The sequence below is a fragment of the Streptosporangium sp. G11 genome, from assembly GCF_051192615.1.
In the GTDB taxonomy this organism is placed as follows: Bacteria; Actinomycetota; Actinomycetes; order Streptosporangiales; family Streptosporangiaceae; genus Streptosporangium.
The window spans coordinates 13494-28941 of the sequence record NZ_JBPJUQ010000033.1 but is presented as its reverse complement, the minus strand read 5'-3'; the positions used below and the strand labels follow the sequence as shown (position 1 = coordinate 28941).

The window sequence follows — 15448 nt, the reverse complement described above, 5'->3', positions numbered from 1 at the left end:
TCGCCCGATGAGCGTTCTGGAGGGTGGCATGGTGCTCACCGAAACAGTCCCGGGGGCGTTACCGGAGCAACGGAGCAGGTGGCCGTTCTTCGTGTGCCTGGCGCTCCTCGCTCCGATCGTCGCCTACGTCCTGGTGTTCAAGGTCCCCGAGTGGCAGAACGACGAGAAGCTGGCCCGGCTGGAGGAACGGGTGAGCATGCTCCCGCTCCCGCCCGACACGGAGCATGATCTCGGGGCGGCGATGCAAGGCACGGTCGGTCTTCAGTCGGGCAACAGCAATCACTGCGACTATCTGGTCCACATGCCCCTGCTCACCAAGCTGCCCGACGCCGAGATCGCGCGCTACTACGAGTCCGCCGTGATCGAGGGTGTCGCAGGCGGTGAACTCTCCGGCACCGTCTACGTCAACCCGAGCGGATCATGGCGGGAGGGGTTCAAGGGCGTCATCGTGGAGTTCTTCGACGGAGGCCACGAAGCCGGGTTCGACATGCGCTGCCACTGACCGAAAGCACCGGCCATCATCGCGAGACGCCGAACGGCCTTCCCCCAAAACTGAATGCGACTACGGAGCCGGCATGCTGTCGCTGTGATCGGACGCCTCGAGAAGACCGTGATTGACTGCCCCGATCCGCGCGCTCTCGCGGAGTTTTACTGCCAAGTGCTGGGGATGAGGGTCAATGAAGACATCGACGGTTGGGTGGTCATCGGCGCGGAACCCGGCCTCCGGCAGCTGGCCTTTCAGAGGGTCACCCCGTGGGTTCCACCACGCTGGCCCGACCCGGCATATCCCCAGCAAATGCACCTCGACATCCGGGTGACCGATCCTGATCAGGCCGAGCAGGAACTGTTCGCCCTGGGGGCCACCCGTGTCCCAGGTGAACGTGAGACGGGCTTTCGAGTCTTCACCGATCCCGTCGGTCACCCGTTCTGTATCGTCTTCGGTCGCCACAGTTCAGGCTGAGCTACTCACCGCTCCTGCCGCTGCGGCCCGTGCCGGGAAGAGCGCGTCCTTCAGGCACCCGCGCCGCCCCCGCCCTCGCTCCGCGCGGGCCCACCACAGCAGGCAGAACGCACCACGACCCGGGAGCGCCACCCGGCATGCTCGGCTCGCGACAGTCACGACCGTTCCGCCGCGGGCCCGCACGCGTAGCACCGGTCGTCGGCGGCCATGGGTGCGAGGCCAGGTGCGGTCGGAGCGTCTAGAAGCGCCAGCGGGTGGCGCTGAACCCTTTCTCCTTACCGAATGCGAACACCTGTGCCGGCTCGACCGCGTAGACGTGCCGAGGATCATTGAGGGCGGTGTCGGCCGGATCGTAGAACTCGCCATCTCCGACGAACGGATGCCACCACGGATACTTGGCCGGAAACAGGTCCGCGACTTTCTGTAGTCGGGCTGCGTTCCGGATGAGATGGGCGGCGCCTTCGAGAACCAGGTCGACATCATGACCGGGCACGGTGACCGCGCAGCCGTTGTTCCGCGCGAGGTTGCGGGCCTTGCGGGCCTCCCGGAAGGTGACGAAACAGACCGTTCCTTCGAGCCACACACCCAGCACCGGCACCACGTGCGGCCGCCCATCCGGGGCGGTGGTCGCGAGCAGGAAATCGTCCGCCTCGGCCACACGCGTTCGTACGTCTGCCCAACTGAGCGCTGTCAGGGGTGTGCCGCGCGGGCTGGACAGTTGCTCGGGAGTCGGCTCCGACTCTGCCATGTACCGCTCCTAAGTGAGTAGCCGGCCAAGGCCCAGGACCAGGATTCGGCAGCCCCGAGCGCGGCCGGGACGGTCGGCCCCGGTCTGCCGCGGGTAGCCGACCTGGCTGTGCCGTACGTCGTCATATCAATGACACTACGTTCGCCGGTTCATTGATAAAAGCGATGGTTTCCGATCAAATTGATCGCTACGGGCTATGGTTTGGCTCGCGGCCGACGTCGAGCTGCGCCACCTGAGGACCATGGCTGCTATCGCCGAGGAAGCAACGTTCGGGCGAGCAGCGGCCCGGCTCCGGGTCCGGTACGAGCAGCCCGTCCAGGTCGGCGCTGCGCTGCTCGGTGAGCGGGTTGCTCGGTCCGGGTCCAGGTCTCCTCCCGCGCCCTGGCCCTCGCGGTGGCGACGTGCTCGAGCACGGTGACCACCTCGGGCCGCACGATCCGCGACGAGGCCAGGTACTCGCAGGCCGGCCGGAACAGCGGCTTCGGCGAGTCGTATTCCTTGTCGCGGGTCAGAACGGTCCGGTGAAACGAGGCCTCCGGAGGCTGTCAACGGTCCACGACGGGCAGATCGTCGGGCAGATCATCGGGCAGATCGACGGGCAGATCGTCCGGCGGGAGGAAACCGTTCCGGCGGCCTCGATCGCACCGGCTGCGGGAAGAGAGCACAGCGCGGCTGCGGGAAGAGAGCACACCGCGGCCGCGGTGGCGCGGGCTTTTTCGTGTGAGCGCGACGCGGCGCTTTGGGGAACATGCTCGCGGTGACCGTGACCGGTCCTATGGCCGGTACCGCCGCCAGGACGTGCGGGGGAGAAGTTTCGCGATGTTCAGTGTTCCACGGCCGCAGGGACGGTGCGGCGTCGGCCGGTGACCTTCGAGGCCGCAAGGCGTCCGGCCTTGGAAGTGCCGGTCAGGTGTCGCCGTCGACCGTGACCGCGAAGGCCAGGTTCAGGCGCAGGGGCTTGGTGATGGCCTGCTTCCAGGTGAGCCGGTCACCGTCGAGGGTGATGTCGCTGAGCGAGACGCTCTCTCCTGCCCCGTGGGCCGTCCCGGTCAGGACACCGGCCTGCCGGGAGAGTTCGACCACGGCTTTGATCTTGCCGATGGGGGTGGAGACGGACAGGTCCCAGACGCCTTCTACGGCCATGGTGCTGTTCTTCCTTACGAGTGCGGTGCGATCGAAGAGTGCGGGGCGGGATGTGTGGTTAGAGGCCGGCGGGCACGGGGCCTTCGTGGCGCCAGACGGTGCCGCGGCGCTCATAGGCGAACAGTTCTTCGACAGCGTGGGCGATCCGGGGGCCTACCTCGCGCTCCAGCAGGTACAGGCCCAGGTCGAGACCGGAGGTGACGCCGGCCCCGGTGACGAGGTCGCCGTCGTCGACGACGCGGGCGCTCACCGCGTGGACGCCGGTGGCATCGAGCATGTCCAGGCCCATGTGGTGGGTGGCGGCGTAGCGGCCCTCCAGCAGGCCGGCCATGGCCAGGACGAGCGAGCCGCCGCACACCGCGCTGAGCGTCACCTCGGGGTTGTCCCTCGCCGCCTTCAGCAGCGTGGGCAGCTCGGTCATCAGGGCGCGGCCCAGCAGCACGGGGATGAATTCGTCCTGCTGCCATTCCCCGGCCCCCGCGTCGTGGTCGGGGACCTCGCCGGGCTCTCCCACCCGGCCCGAGGCGCCGGGGACCAGGATCAGGCCCGCACGCAGGGGATCGAGGACGGCGGCGGCGCGCAGCACCAGGCCCCCGGTGCCGCTGACCACGTCACGCGGTCCTTCGGCGGAGACCAGTTCCACACTCACCGCGCCGCCGGAGGCGGTGCCGCCTGCGTACAACACTTCGTAGGGGGCGATGACATCGAGCGGATCGAAGCCGTCGAACAGGATGATCTGGGCGTGCATGGAGGAGTTCCTTCGCGGGCGTCAGCATCCGGCCCATGCCGGAGTCGCTCTCGACGCTAACCGGCCGCCAGCCCGTCTCCCAGTGGCATTAGTGACACCTTTCACCGGAATACCGCCAGGGCTGCAGGTAAGGCTTTGAACTGCCCAAAGCGCAAAATTCACGACGCTGAGGCCGAGGCATGACCACTGAAGGGCGGCTATCTTCTGGCCATGCACACCATTGCCGTCCTCGCCCTGGACCAGGTGATCCCCTTCGATCTGTCCACCCCGATCGAGGTCTTCTCCCGCACCCGCCTCCCGGACGGACGCCCCGGCTACCAGATCCGCGTCTGCGCCGAGCGGCCGGAGATCGATGCCGGCTTCTTCACCGTGCGCGTGCCCTGGGGACTGGAAGGACTCAGGGCCGCGGACACGATCATCGTGCCCGGTACCGCCGCCCCCGCCCCCCTCGCCCCCGCCGTCCGCGACGCGCTGCGCGCGGCCGCCGCGAACGGCACGCGCATAGCCTCCATCTGCTCGGGCACCTTCCCCCTGGCCGCCACCGGGCTGCTCGACGGCTTGCGTGCCACCACCCACTGGGCGGCGGCCGATCTCCTGGCCGCCGCCCACCCGGACATCGAGGTGGACCCGGACGTCCTGTACGTCGACAACGGCCAGATCCTCACCTCCGCCGGCGCCGCCGCGGGCCTGGACCTGTGCCTGCACATGATCCGCCGCGACTATGGCTCAGCCGTCGCCGCCGATGCCGCCCGGCTGTCCGTCATGCCGTTGGAGCGCGAGGGCGGACAAGCACAGTTCATCGTCCACAATCACGCGCCCGTCCCCCAGGGATCGACATTCGAACCGCTGCTGGCCTGGTTGCAGGACAACCTGAGCTCCGATCTCACCCTCGCCGACATCGCCGCCCACGCCGGAACAAGTACCCGGACCCTGATACGACGCTTCCGCGAGCAGACCGGCACCACCCCGCTCCAGTGGCTCCACCGCGCACGCATCCGCCAGGCCCAGCATCTCCTGGAGACCACACACCATTCTGTCGAACGCATCGGCGCCCAGGTCGGATTCGGTTCGACCACCGCTTTCCGCGACCGGTTCAAGAAGACCGCCGGCGTCAGCCCGCACACCTACCGTCGAGCCTTCAGCTGACGCGGCCCATCGCAGGTGATCAGGGCCGCGACGACGTCCATCCGGTCAGAGGCCGCGATCTTCAGGGCTGGCCACTCCAGGTCGGCGACGGTGTACATGGTCGACCTCCTGTCAGGTCTCAGGGGAGGAGGCGGGCGGCGGGGCCTGGTCGCGGCCTTTGGCCCTGTCGCCACCGGCCGTTCCGATCCTTCTCACGGGCCTTTTCTGTTGCTCAGGCGAAATCAGTCGGCGGGCTTGCCGAACCAGCGGGAGAGGTGGTCGTCCAGGTCCTGCTGATCGTCGCCGATCCAGGCGACGTGGCCGTCGGGGCGTAGCAGGACGCACGGAACATCCAGTTCCGCAGTGGGATCCGCGAGGTAGTCGATCCGGTCTGACCAGCCGCCGACGGTCAGGCGTTCGGTGCGGTCCAGCAGCAGGCCACGGCCGCGACGCAGCAGACCGTAGAGGTGGCCCTGTTTCACGTCGATGTCGCGCAGGCGGCGGCCGAGCAGGTCGGGGCCCTCGCCGAAGTCGTAGCGGATGCCGATCGCGGTGATCTTCTCGATCAGATGGCGGTTCACCTCGTCGAAGTCCATCAGTTCGGTGAGCAGCCTGCGCACGGCCTGCGGGCCCGGTTCGGTGGACAGCAGTTCCACCTGGGCGCGGGTGTTGTCCAGCACGTCCTCGGCGACCGGATGACGTTCGGTCTGGTAGGTGTCCAGCAGTGTTTCCGGCGCCCAGCCGCGGATCTGCGCGGCCAGTTTCCAGCCGAGGTTGAATGCGTCCTGAACGCCCAGGTTGAGGCCCTGACCGCCGATGGGCGGATGGATGTGCGCCGCATCGCCGGCCAGCAGCACCCGCCCGACCCGGTAACGTTCGGCCAGCCGGGTGGCATCCCCGAAGCGGGACAACCAGCGCGGGGAGTGCACGCCGAAATCGGTTCCGGCGATGGTGCGCAACTGTTGTTTGAAATCCTCGAGGGTGGGCGGTTCAGCGCGGTCGCTGACTCCCGCGGCGGGGACCAGGACGCTGTAGACCCCTTCGCCGAAGGGCCTGAGCCAGAATGGCTGATGGGTCTCGCTGATTTCGGTCACCTTGGCGGCGATCTCCTCCTGCGGCACACCCACTTTCATCTCGCCCATGAGCGTGTCGGTCCGTGAGGGCTCGCCGGGGAAGCCGACGCCGAGCAGTTTGCGCACCGTACTGCGCGCGCCGTCACAGCCGACGAGGTAGCGCGAACGCAGCTGTTCCCCGTCGGACAGCTCGACGGTCACGCCCTCGTCGTCCTGCTCGAAACCGGCGACCGCGCAACCGCGCCGGACCTGCGCACCCAGTTTGATCGCATGTTCTTCGAGCAGACGTTCGATGACCGGCTGCGGGATACCCAGCAGATAGGCGTACGCGGAATCCAGGCCCTTGGGCGCGGGTTTGGGGATGGCGGCGAAGAAACCGCCGGCCGGACGCCGTCTTCCATGCTGGAGAATGCTATCCAGCAGTCCGCGCATCGCCATCAGCTCGAGACTGCGAATATGCAGGCCGACTATGCGGACGAACGACGCGGGCTCGGTTTCCTTCTCCAGAACGAGTACCCGCACATCGTGCAGCCGCAGTTCGGCGGCCAGCATCGCACCGGTCGGCCCGCACCCGGCAATGATCACATCGAAGATGAGGGGCGCGCGATCGGCGCCGGAGCCCGGCGACCGGAGAACTCCGGGGACGTCGCCCACCGTGGAGTCACGCTCGGCCCTGTCGTTCGACGGCGGCTCGGCGGTGACCTGCTGAGAGTGCATAGGTGTTGCCTTTCGGGAGTGCCTTGTTGTCGAGGCGCTCCCGGCGACACCTACGTCAATCGCCCGACCATGACGGTAAGGGGGAGCACCCACATCGATACAGCGTTCATGGGTCTCACCTCCTTGGGCGGTGTCACGATCAACTGCAAGCTACAAGCCCGAGCATCACACCGTCCAATCCTTTTCCGGCCACATGATCACGACTCCGAACGGGCCCGTGCGGCTGCCGGGCGAATCCGGCGTGGCGGGCCCGGCTGGTCCCGGCCACGGTCGACGGTCTGATCCTGGCCGCCCCCGAGGCGGACCGGATCCCGGCAGGCGCTGCCCTGATGAGGTTCGCTCGTGGCCACTGCGCGAACTGGTCGTGGGCGAGCTTGACGGCCGGCGCGATGACGACGCACAGCAAGACGACCCGAATGAATCGACTTCCGCGTTCGAGGTCGAGCCGCGGCCAGGGTCATCTGCGGGGCAGGCCGGTGCGGCGTAGCCACGCCTCGATGTCGGGGCCGGCGCCGGAGACTTCTTCGCCACGGACGGCGAGACCGTCGCCGATGGTGGCGCCGGGGCAGGAGGCGGCGTAGTCGCGTTCGGTGGTGCCCAGGCCGCTCATGGCGTAGGTGGTGATGGGGTGGACGGCCTTGCCGGTGAGGTCGAGTTTCTCGGTGAACGTCGTCATGATCATGGGGGCGCGGACGTTCCAGATGGGGCCGGCCAGCAGGACCGTGTCGTAGCGGCCGAGGTCGGGCAGGGGGCCGGTGATGGCGGGGCGGGCGTCGGTGTCCTGCTCCTGGACGTTGCGGGCGACGGTCTGGTCGTAGTCGTCGGGGTAGGGGTCGGCGGCCTGGATGCGGTGGAGGTCGCAGTCGAGACGCTCGCCGATCATCCGGGCGAGGACCTGGGTGTTGCCGATCGTCAGGTTCCGGCGGCCGCCGTAGTGGTAGTTCTCGCCTGGCCGGGAGAAGTAGACCAGCAGGACCGTCCGGCCCGCGGCCGCGGTGGGCCTTGAGGTGGCCGGGGCGGACGCGGGCCGGTCCGCCGGCTGGTTCGCCGGCTGATCTGGTGCGGGCGTGCCGCAGCCGCTTGCGCTCGCGATGATCGCTGCGCCTCCCAGGAGTAGTGCACCGTGCAGGACCTGGCGGCGCCGAAGCGCGAGGTGGTGGTGGTCCATCAGGGCTTCATGTCCTTCCGGGTTCGGCCGAGGCGCCGGGCGCCGAGGGAGCTGACGATGGCGGGGTCGCGGTGGTCGAGCTTCTTGGCCGAGGTCTCGAAGGCCCGCCGGGTGGTGTCCTCGGCCGGGTTGTCCTGGACCCACAGCTTGGTGATGACGAACGGCTCCTCGCGCGGGATACCGCCGACGGCCTCTTCGTTGTCGTAGGCCGCGGCGGTGTCGAACTTGCGGTACCCGGCAGCCAGCGCGTCGGTGACCGCCCGCTCGGTCTGCTCCGGCGGGATCTGGAAGACCCCGAATCCCAGGATCGGCATCTGGACGCCGGTGTTCAGGGTAACGCTCTGCATGAAAGGCTCCTCCTCCTGTGATCGGTGCAGTCACTGATGCGGGTGGTGGAACGGGGTGCCGGACTTGGCAAGAGGGCTGCTCGGTGCGGCTCTTTTACGTCGGGGTCCTTGGTAGCGCCCGCGTAGGCCGGGCGGGTCAGGTCCTCGCGGGTCGAGATGGGCCGACCGCGACGGTGTGCGGGGCCGGTGGGGGCTTGGCGTTACTGGAAGTAGGTGGGCGTGCGAGGCACGTACGGCTCTTCCAGGGCGCGCAACTCGTCGTCGGTGAGCGTGATCTCCAGCGCGGCCGCCGCGTCGGCGAGGTGGTGCGGTTTGGTGGGGCCGGCCAGAACGGAGTCGACGACCGGGTTGCGCAACACCCAGGCGAGCGCGATCTGCGCCATCGGCACGTCGCGGTCAGCGGCGATCTTCTCCGTCGCGTCGATGATCGCCTTGTCGCTGTCGAGATAGAGCGGGCTGTTGAACATGTCGACCTTCGGGCTCTGCTTGGCCCGCTCGGTGCTCTGATCCCCCACGGGCGCGCGTTGATCCCGGCGTTCAGCGGGCTCCACGGGATCGAGCCGACACCCTGGTCGGCCAGGAGGCCGAACATCTCCCGCTCCTCTTCGCGGTGGGTGAGGCTGTACTGGTCCTGCATGGAGATGAACTTCGTCCAGCCGTGCAGTTCGGCCACGGACTGCATCTTCGCGAACCGCCAGGCCCACATCGACGAGGCGCCGATGTAACGGACCTTCCCGGACTTGACCACGTCGTGCAGGGCTTCCATCGTCTCGGTGACGGGGACGTCGGGATCGAAGCGGTGGATCTGCATCAGGTCGATGTAGTCGGTGCCCAGTCGTCGCAGCGACGCGTCGGTCTGCTCGATGATCGCCTTGCGAGACAGCCCGGAGCCGCCGGGGCCGTCGTTCATCGGCCCCCACTGCTTGGTCGCCAGCACGATCTGCTCGCGCGTCGTGTACTTCTTGATCGCACGCCCGACGATCTCCTCGCTGGTGCCCATGCCGTAGACGTTCGCGGTGTCCCAGAACGTGACGCCCAGCTCCAGGGCTTGCCGGAAGATCGGTTCAGCCGCGTCATCGTCGAGAGTCCAGCTCCACCCCGGGGCGGGCCGGCCGAAGCTCATGCAACCGAGCGCGATCCGGCTGACCTTCAGGCCCGAACTGCCAAGACGTGTGTAGTCCATCAAAAGGCCCTCTCAGCGGTTTGAGTGATTTCGAGTGCGGCGAGATCGTTTAGGGCGATGTTCTCTGCCGCGTCCTGCGCGCCACGTCCCCCACGTTAGGCACGTCCGTGGCGCGGGTGAGAGTCCCTGTCATTGACCCCCGGCCTCCACGCCGGGGCCGGGTGGGGGTGAACGGCGGTGACTCCCACGCCGGATGGGCGCGGGGTTAGTGTCGAGGCATGAACACCCGTGCTGACGTGCAGCAGTTCCTCACCGCACTGCGCGGGCGCATCACCCCCGAGCAGGCCGGAGTGACCGTCTTCGGCGGCGAACGACGCGTTCCCGGCCTACGCCGGGAGGAGGTCGCGCAGCTGGCGGGGATCAGCACCGCCTACTACACGCGGATGGAACGCGGCGACCTCAGCGGGGTGTCCGAGAGTGTGCTGTTCGCCCTCGTTCGAACATTGCAGCTGAACGAGGCGGAAACCACACACCTGTTCGATCTGGCGCGCGAGGCGACCGGGCCACGCCGGGCGCCCCGCACGAAGCCCAGACCGCGCGTCTCCCCACGGGTCGCGCAGCTGATCGACATGATGGGCGATGTCCCCGCGATCGCGATGACCCGCCTCGGTGATCCGGTCGCGTCCAATCCCCTGGGCCGCGCGCTGTTTCCCGATCTCTTCCCGGCCGGGCAGGCCGCGTTGAACAGCGCCCGCTACATGTTCCTCGACGAACGCTCGAAGGTGTTCTATCCGGACTGGGAGACAAGCGCCCGCGAGGCGGTGTCGGCGATGCGGCTCCTGGCCGGCCAGGACCCCGGCGACCGTGCCCTGATGGCACTCGTCGGCGAACTCGCCACCCGCAGCACCCAGTTCCGCACCTGGTGGGGCGGGCATACCGTCCGCACCCACTCCACCGGCACCAAGAACATCCACCACCCCATCGTGGGCGACATGACCCTCGGCTACGAAGTCCTGGCCCTGGTCTCCGCTCCGGGCCTGAACCTCATGACCTACCTCACCGAGCCCGCCACCCCCTCCGCCGACGCCATGAACCTGCTGCGCAGCTGGACCGCGAGCGAAGCCCGCACCGACGGCACAGCGCACACCACCCGCTGACACGCGCGCCCTGACCGAGCCCGCCACTCTCCTGGGGAACGGTGTTCTCCTCGGCGCCGGCATGACCGGCCGACGCGGCCGGCCACACAGCCGGGACCAGGCCCGGGTCCCATCGCAAGTAATCCCGGGAGCGTGTGGCCCAGGAAATGTTTCGACCGAAGCACCTTCTGGACACCTGTTCGAGGAACCGGCCAAGGCGTGACGATCGCCGGCGTGATCTTGCGACCGACTGGTGAAGCGCGAGTGGAGGCAGGCGCGGCCTCCCGCATCTCCGCAGGTTTCGACCTGTAGCCGGGTGCTCACCGCCGGGATAGGCTTGCGCCGTACCCTCCCGTACCTTCGCCGCCCGGAGGACGCAGCGACTGGTGAAAGACCAGCGATATGACCTCGGTGGCACGGTGCGGGCGACGCGGCACTGGGCGACCCCGCGGGAGAAGGGCCGGTGGGCCGGCGCTCGCGGGGCAGCACCGCTGGTGGCGGCGGGACTCGCGCTCGCGCTGGCGGCGTGGACGACGAGCGTCTCCTGGGCCGTGTCCGACCTGCCCCGCACGCCCGCGCCACCGGTCTGGCTCGATGTCGCCTATCACGCCTTCGGCGTTCCGTTCATCCTCGGCGGGGCGCTGGTGTGGTGGCGCACGCCGTGGATCCGGCTCGGAGTCCTGCTACTCATCCTCGGAGCGAGTTACTACCTGGCGTTCCTGCGAGTGCTGCCCGAGCACCCGGTACTCTACGTGACCGGTTTCTGCCTGGCCTACCTGTACGTGGGGGTCTTCGGGCACATCGCGATGAGCGTCCCCACGGGGTCTCTCAGCAACACCGTCGATCGCGTGTACGTCGTGCTGGCCTATGTGGCCTCCGTCGGCAGCCAGGTCGGGCGTTACCTCGCCGACCAGCCGTCCAACAAATGGAACTTCAATCTTCCGCAGATCAACACGGCGTGGGGCAAGTTCGGCAGCTACCTGGTCGCGGTGATCGGGGTCGTGGGTGTTGTGCTCGTCCTCCGCCGGCTGCTGACCTCGCTGCGTGCGCGTCGGCGTCGCACCGGCCCGGTCTGGGGGACGCTGGCCCTCATCGGGGTGCTGTTGCTCGCGCCGTCGCTGGGCAGCGCGCTGTCCCTGCCCTTGGACTCGCAGCTGATGTTCGGGGTGCTGCTCGTGTGCGGCACGGCCGTCGTGAGCCTCGGCGGCTACCTGCTGTGGATGGGCTTCGCGTGGTCCGACCAGATCCGGCTGACGGCGTTGCCACTGCGGCTGGCCGGGCAGCGTCAGCTCGGCGCCCTCCAGGCGGCGCTGGCCGACACCTTGGGGGATCCGACGTTGCGGCTGGTGTTTCCGCGGCCCGACGGAACGTTCCCTGAACCAAGGAAGAGCCAACCCACAGAAGGCCAAGGCCGGGCGGCGACGCCGATCCACCGGGGAGGCCGGCTGCTCTGCGTCATCGACCACGACCCGGCGGTGGCCTCCGGCGATCGGGCCACGGCGATCGCCATCGCGCTGACCGGCCTGACGCTGGAGAACGCCCAGCTCTACCGGGAGGTGCGCGAGTCGCGGTCGCAGCTCACCACCGCGACGTTCGAGGAGCGCAAGCGGATCGCCCGCGACATGCACGACGGCACGCAGCAGCGGTTCTTCGCGGCGCTCCTCCGGTTGGGCATGGCGACCGAACGGCTCGACGCGGGAGAGTCCCCGCAGGCCGCCGCCCTGCTCGAACAGGCGAAAACCGAACTGCTCGACGGTATCGAGGCCTTACGCGCCCTCGCCCAGGGCCTGCATCCCGTGGATTTGGAACAGTACGGCCTCGCCCAGGCGATCGCCGTGCTGGCCGACCGGTCACCGGTGGTCACGGACGTGTCGATCCCGCCCATCCGATGGCCGCCGACCGTGGAGTCGACCGCCTATTTCGTGATCTCCGAGGCCCTGGCCAACGTCTACAAGCACGCAGGCGCCACCCGGGTGTCCGTCACGATCACCCCCGCCGAGACGGCGGAATCGGGGCCGGGCGAGTTGGTCGTGCGGGTCGCCGACGACGGCGTGGGCGGGGCCGACGCCTCGGGCACCGGCCTGCGCGGGCTGGCCGCCCGTGTCGGCGCCGTGGACGGCACTTTCGGGATCGACAGCGATCCGCGCGCCGGCACCCGGCTCACCGTCCGAATTCCCCTGCCACCCGAAGGGACACCCTTGTGAGAGTCATCGTGGTCGAGGACGACCGCATCCTGTGCGCCGCACTGGCCGAGGCGCTGGCCCACCACGGGATCGACGTGCCGGGAGTCGCGCACACAGCCGAGCGGGCCATGGAGCTGATCGATCGGCACGCCCCCGACGTCGCCACGATCGACCTGCGGCTGTCCCTGGACGGGCCGCCGGACGAGGGCCTGAACCTCGCCGAACGGCTCCGCGTCCGCTATCCCGACGTGGGGTTGCTGGCCGTCTCGGCCAACCCCGACCCGGTGTACGTGGAGCGACTGCTGTCGATGGACGACCTGCCGCACGCGGTCGGCTTTCTCGCCAAAAGCCAGGTCGGCGAGATGACCGTGGTCGTCGACGCGCTGACCCGGGTGGCCAGGGGCGAACTGGTCATCGACCCCTACGTGGTGCGCCTGCTGATGAGCCGGCGGCGCGCCGACGACCCGCTGGCCGCATTGACCCCGCGAGAGCGGGAGATTCTCGCCTTGGTGGCGACGGGCCTGTCCAACCTGGCCATCGCCCAGCGGTTGTCGTGCGCGATCAGCAACGTCGAGAAGAACCTGAGCACGGTGTTCGGCAAGCTCGGGTTGATGCCGGATGAGGCAGGGCGGCGCGGGGTCAACCTGCGCGTGCTGGCGACGCTGGCTTACCTGCGCAGCCAGGGGAAAACCTGACACCCGGGGTGGAAACCTGGGGGGTCATCCGCTGAGAATGCGTACAAGATCGAGAATGTGGAACGCGCGCGAGCGGCAAGGGTCGTCGTGGTCGAGAGCACGCCCGAGTTGCTCGCCGCGCTGAGGCAACTGCTCGCCCAGGTCGGCCTGGAGGTACTCGGCTCCGCCGCCGACCACGAGACGGCGCTGCGCGTCGTCGCCGACACCGGGCCCGACGTGGTCGTTATCGACCTTCCCACCCCCGATGATCAGGGGATGGTCACGGCCGAGGCCATCCGCGCCGCTCATCCGGCTGTCGGCATCCTGCTGCTGTCCACCCGCACCGACGCCGCCTACGTTCGGCGGGTACTCCGGCTCCCCGCGGGTGGAGGGGTCGGTTACCTGCTCAAAGAGCGCCTGGCCGGACCTCATCTGGCCGTTGAGATGCTCGCCGCCGTTCATCGCGGCGAGATCACCATCGATCCGTACGTGGCGGACATCCTTCCCGGAACCTGACGGAAAACCGCCGGGGTGACCCCGGGTTCCCGCGCGAAAGCCTCTGCTTCCAGGCCGGACGCGCCCCGCCCGGCCGCCGCAAACTGCCGATGTCAGCCCAGCCACCCGACATCGGAGCACCCGCCATGACCGCACGCCGTATCGTCACCGCCGCCCTGCCGCTCGCGCTCGTCCTCGGCGGCCTGCTGCCCGCCGGACCCGCCCATGCCGACGATGCCTTCACCCGATGTGACGGCGGCGAGGCCGCCGACCTCACCCTTCACGCCGTCCTGGACGGAGAGGACGCACGCGGAGTCAGCGTGGGCACGATCCGCCCCGGAGACGTCTTCGCCTCACAGACCGACGCGTTCTCCTTCCTGCGGATCGACTGGTGGGGCACCACCAAGGACCCCGACGGCGATCAGGGCCGGCTCGCCGGCCCCGGCTGGCCCGCCCCCATGCTCGCGCCCTACGTGCTGATGGTCCGTGCCCGGACGAACGTCAGCAACCGGCTGGCCAGGCTCGACGACTCCGTCACCCGCAGCACCGGCTGGCGGGTCTCCGGCTCTGACAGCCCCTGCTACATCTACCTGGGCTCACGGCCAGGCCGCCTGCAGTTCCAGGTGAACGACCCCCAGCGAGGCGACAACGGCGGCACGGAGAACATCACCGTTTCCGTCTACCGCAACCCCTGACGACCACCCGACTCAACGGCAGAAAGAAGGACGTATGCAGCACATTTCCCGATGCGCGGCCATATGGTTAGCGCTGTTCCTGACAGTGGCCCTGGGTTCGAGCCCCGCGCTCGCCGCGCCGCCGGTCCCGGTGACCCATGGCTCCGGTGCCACCTCGCTGGCCTTCCGGGTCGGCACGGGCATCTGGTTCGCCTACAACCTGGACGGCGACCCGATCGGCAAATGGGGCAAACAACTACTCCCCGGCCCGAACGCCTACTCGGACCCCGCCCTGGCACGCGACGCGGCGGGCACCGGCATCGCCGTCCAGGGCCCGAACAACAGCCTGACCTTCTACTGGAACCTGCATGGCGATCCGACCTGGAACGCCCAGCAGGCCGCCGGACCCGGCAGTGTCGCCGGCACGCCCGCCATCATCCGCGACGGCACCAAGACGATCATCGCCGCCGTCACCCCCCAGGGCGAGCTGTATTCCTACACCAGCACGCACGGTAACCCCACCTGGGTCCGCCACCTGGTCTCCGAGCAGCCCGTCTTCGGTAGTCCCTCCATGGCCCGTCACGGCACCACCACGGTGATAGCAGCCCGGGGAGAGGCCAACAGCATGCATTTCTTCTGGAAGGCCGACAACGCCACAGGCTGGTCGCAAAATCTGGTCGCGCAGCCGTACAGCGTGCTGTCTGACCCTTCCATCGCCCGAGACGCCACGACCACCACCATCGCCTTCCGCAACTGGAACAACGGCCTGACCTACGTCCGGAACGTCCACGGCAGTTCTTCGTGGACATTCAGCTCGGTGAGCCTGGGCGGAACGCTCAGCGGCGCCGACCCCCAACTCGCCAACGACGGGACCACATCGTCGATCGTCGCCCAGGCTCCCAACGGCGAGATCTATTTCTGGTGGAAACCCAACGGCTCGGGGTCGTGGACCCGAGTGCTGGTCGAATGGGGCGGAATCGTGGGCGACCCCTCGTTCAGCCGGGACCGGGCAGCCAGCCATATAGCGGCTCTGGAGCTCAGCGGCACCAAGGTCAAGTACTACCGCAACGTCCACGGCCAGTCGTCGTGGTCACAAGCTCCCATCTACCTCCACTGACCTCCAGCGCGAGCCG

General features: G+C 68.6%; 16 protein-coding genes and 1 pseudogene. 9 read left to right on the top strand and 8 right to left on the bottom strand.

Annotated elements, in window-relative coordinates; all coding sequences use genetic code 11:
• Nucleotides 1–7 precede the first annotated feature (7 nt).
• The gene (locus ACSDR0_RS27245; RefSeq protein WP_435291727.1) at nt 8–502 is read left to right on the top strand and encodes a hypothetical protein; all 495 of its coding nucleotides are present in this window, start codon (nt 8–10) and stop codon (nt 500–502) included.
• Between the two features lie 84 nt (nt 503–586).
• Nucleotides 587–961, top strand: a complete 375-nt coding sequence (locus ACSDR0_RS27240) for a VOC family protein (RefSeq protein ID WP_435291726.1) — start codon at nt 587–589, stop codon at nt 959–961.
• A gap of 238 nt (nt 962–1199) precedes the next feature.
• Here ACSDR0_RS27240 and ACSDR0_RS27235 read toward each other — a convergent pair whose 3' ends face one another.
• The 3 genes from ACSDR0_RS27235 to ACSDR0_RS27225 form a co-directional block, all read right to left on the bottom strand.
• A complete protein-coding gene (locus ACSDR0_RS27235; RefSeq protein ID WP_435291725.1) occupies nt 1200–1709 on the bottom strand; it encodes a pyridoxamine 5'-phosphate oxidase family protein in 510 nt (169 codons plus the stop codon).
• Between the two features lie 906 nt (nt 1710–2615).
• On the bottom strand, nt 2616–2852 hold the full coding sequence (locus tag ACSDR0_RS27230; protein ID WP_435291724.1) for a hypothetical protein: 237 nt from the start codon (nt 2850–2852) through the stop codon (nt 2616–2618).
• Nucleotides 2853–2910: 58 nt separating this feature from the next.
• Nucleotides 2911–3600 (bottom strand): DJ-1/PfpI family protein, encoded by a 690-nt coding sequence (locus ACSDR0_RS27225; RefSeq protein WP_435291723.1) that lies wholly within the window; start codon nt 3598–3600, stop codon nt 2911–2913.
• Nucleotides 3601–3810: 210 nt separating this feature from the next.
• Between ACSDR0_RS27225 and ACSDR0_RS27220 the strand changes: the two genes are divergently transcribed.
• On the top strand, nt 3811–4746 hold the full coding sequence (locus tag ACSDR0_RS27220) for a GlxA family transcriptional regulator (protein ID WP_435291722.1): 936 nt from the start codon (nt 3811–3813) through the stop codon (nt 4744–4746).
• Nucleotides 4747–4967: 221 nt separating this feature from the next.
• On the opposite strand, the gene rox is transcribed toward ACSDR0_RS27220, so the two are convergent.
• The 5 genes and pseudogenes from rox to ACSDR0_RS27195 all read right to left on the bottom strand — a co-directional run.
• Nucleotides 4968–6392 (bottom strand): rifampin monooxygenase, encoded by a 1425-nt coding sequence (rox, locus tag ACSDR0_RS27215; RefSeq protein WP_435291791.1) that lies wholly within the window; start codon nt 6390–6392, stop codon nt 4968–4970.
• Nucleotides 6393–6972: 580 nt separating this feature from the next.
• Complete coding sequence (locus tag ACSDR0_RS27210) at nt 6973–7683, bottom strand: flavodoxin (RefSeq protein WP_435291721.1); 711 nt, start codon at nt 7681–7683, stop codon at nt 6973–6975.
• Complete coding sequence (locus ACSDR0_RS27205) at nt 7683–8030, bottom strand: aldo/keto reductase (RefSeq protein WP_435291720.1); 348 nt, start codon at nt 8028–8030, stop codon at nt 7683–7685. Before ACSDR0_RS27205 ends, ACSDR0_RS27210 begins: the two co-directional genes overlap by 1 nt.
• A 200-nt stretch (nt 8031–8230) precedes the next feature.
• Entirely contained in the window at nt 8231–8545 is a 315-nt protein-coding gene (locus ACSDR0_RS27200) for an aldo/keto reductase (RefSeq protein WP_435291719.1), read from the bottom strand.
• 65 nt (nt 8546–8610) lie between these two features.
• Nucleotides 8611–9153, bottom strand: a pseudogene (locus tag ACSDR0_RS27195) (aldo/keto reductase); the annotation flags it as partial.
• A gap of 278 nt (nt 9154–9431) precedes the next feature.
• Here ACSDR0_RS27195 and ACSDR0_RS27190 point away from each other — a divergent pair.
• The 6 genes from ACSDR0_RS27190 to ACSDR0_RS27165 all read left to right on the top strand — a co-directional run bounded on the left by ACSDR0_RS27190 (nt 9432) and on the right by ACSDR0_RS27165 (nt 15432).
• Entirely contained in the window at nt 9432–10310 is an 879-nt protein-coding gene (locus ACSDR0_RS27190; RefSeq protein ID WP_435291718.1) for a helix-turn-helix domain-containing protein, read from the top strand.
• Between the two features lie 365 nt (nt 10311–10675).
• Complete coding sequence (locus ACSDR0_RS27185) at nt 10676–12493, top strand: sensor histidine kinase (RefSeq protein WP_435291717.1); 1818 nt, start codon at nt 10676–10678, stop codon at nt 12491–12493.
• Nucleotides 12490–13167, top strand: coding sequence for a response regulator (locus ACSDR0_RS27180; protein ID WP_435291716.1), 678 nt, complete (start codon nt 12490–12492; stop codon nt 13165–13167). The genes ACSDR0_RS27185 and ACSDR0_RS27180 overlap by 4 nt, the downstream gene beginning before the upstream one ends.
• 57 nt (nt 13168–13224) lie before the next feature.
• Complete coding sequence (locus tag ACSDR0_RS27175) at nt 13225–13662, top strand: response regulator (protein ID WP_435291715.1); 438 nt, start codon at nt 13225–13227, stop codon at nt 13660–13662.
• 125 nt (nt 13663–13787) lie between these two features.
• Nucleotides 13788–14336, top strand: coding sequence for a hypothetical protein (locus ACSDR0_RS27170; RefSeq protein ID WP_435291714.1), 549 nt, complete (start codon nt 13788–13790; stop codon nt 14334–14336).
• A gap of 34 nt (nt 14337–14370) precedes the next feature.
• Entirely contained in the window at nt 14371–15432 is a 1062-nt protein-coding gene (locus ACSDR0_RS27165) for a hypothetical protein (RefSeq protein WP_435291713.1), read from the top strand.
• Nucleotides 15433–15448: the final 16 nt, after the last annotated feature.

Coding starts and splice junctions, on each gene's coding strand:
- ACSDR0_RS27235 (WP_435291725.1), bottom strand. CDS start 1,709: ATGGCAGAGTCGGAGCCGACTCCCGAGCAACTGTCCAGCCCGCGCGGC.
- ACSDR0_RS27230 (WP_435291724.1), bottom strand. CDS start 2,852: ATGGCCGTAGAAGGCGTCTGGGACCTGTCCGTCTCCACCCCCATCGGC.
- ACSDR0_RS27190 (WP_435291718.1), top strand. CDS start 9,432: ATGAACACCCGTGCTGACGTGCAGCAGTTCCTCACCGCACTGCGCGGG.
- ACSDR0_RS27170 (WP_435291714.1), top strand. CDS start 13,788: ATGACCGCACGCCGTATCGTCACCGCCGCCCTGCCGCTCGCGCTCGTC.
- ACSDR0_RS27210 (WP_435291721.1), bottom strand. CDS start 7,683: ATGGACCACCACCACCTCGCGCTTCGGCGCCGCCAGGTCCTGCACGGT.
- ACSDR0_RS27245 (WP_435291727.1), top strand. CDS start 8: ATGAGCGTTCTGGAGGGTGGCATGGTGCTCACCGAAACAGTCCCGGGG.
- ACSDR0_RS27220 (WP_435291722.1), top strand. CDS start 3,811: ATGCACACCATTGCCGTCCTCGCCCTGGACCAGGTGATCCCCTTCGAT.
- ACSDR0_RS27165 (WP_435291713.1), top strand. CDS start 14,371: ATGCAGCACATTTCCCGATGCGCGGCCATATGGTTAGCGCTGTTCCTG.
- ACSDR0_RS27225 (WP_435291723.1), bottom strand. CDS start 3,600: ATGCACGCCCAGATCATCCTGTTCGACGGCTTCGATCCGCTCGATGTC.
- ACSDR0_RS27205 (WP_435291720.1), bottom strand. CDS start 8,030: ATGCAGAGCGTTACCCTGAACACCGGCGTCCAGATGCCGATCCTGGGA.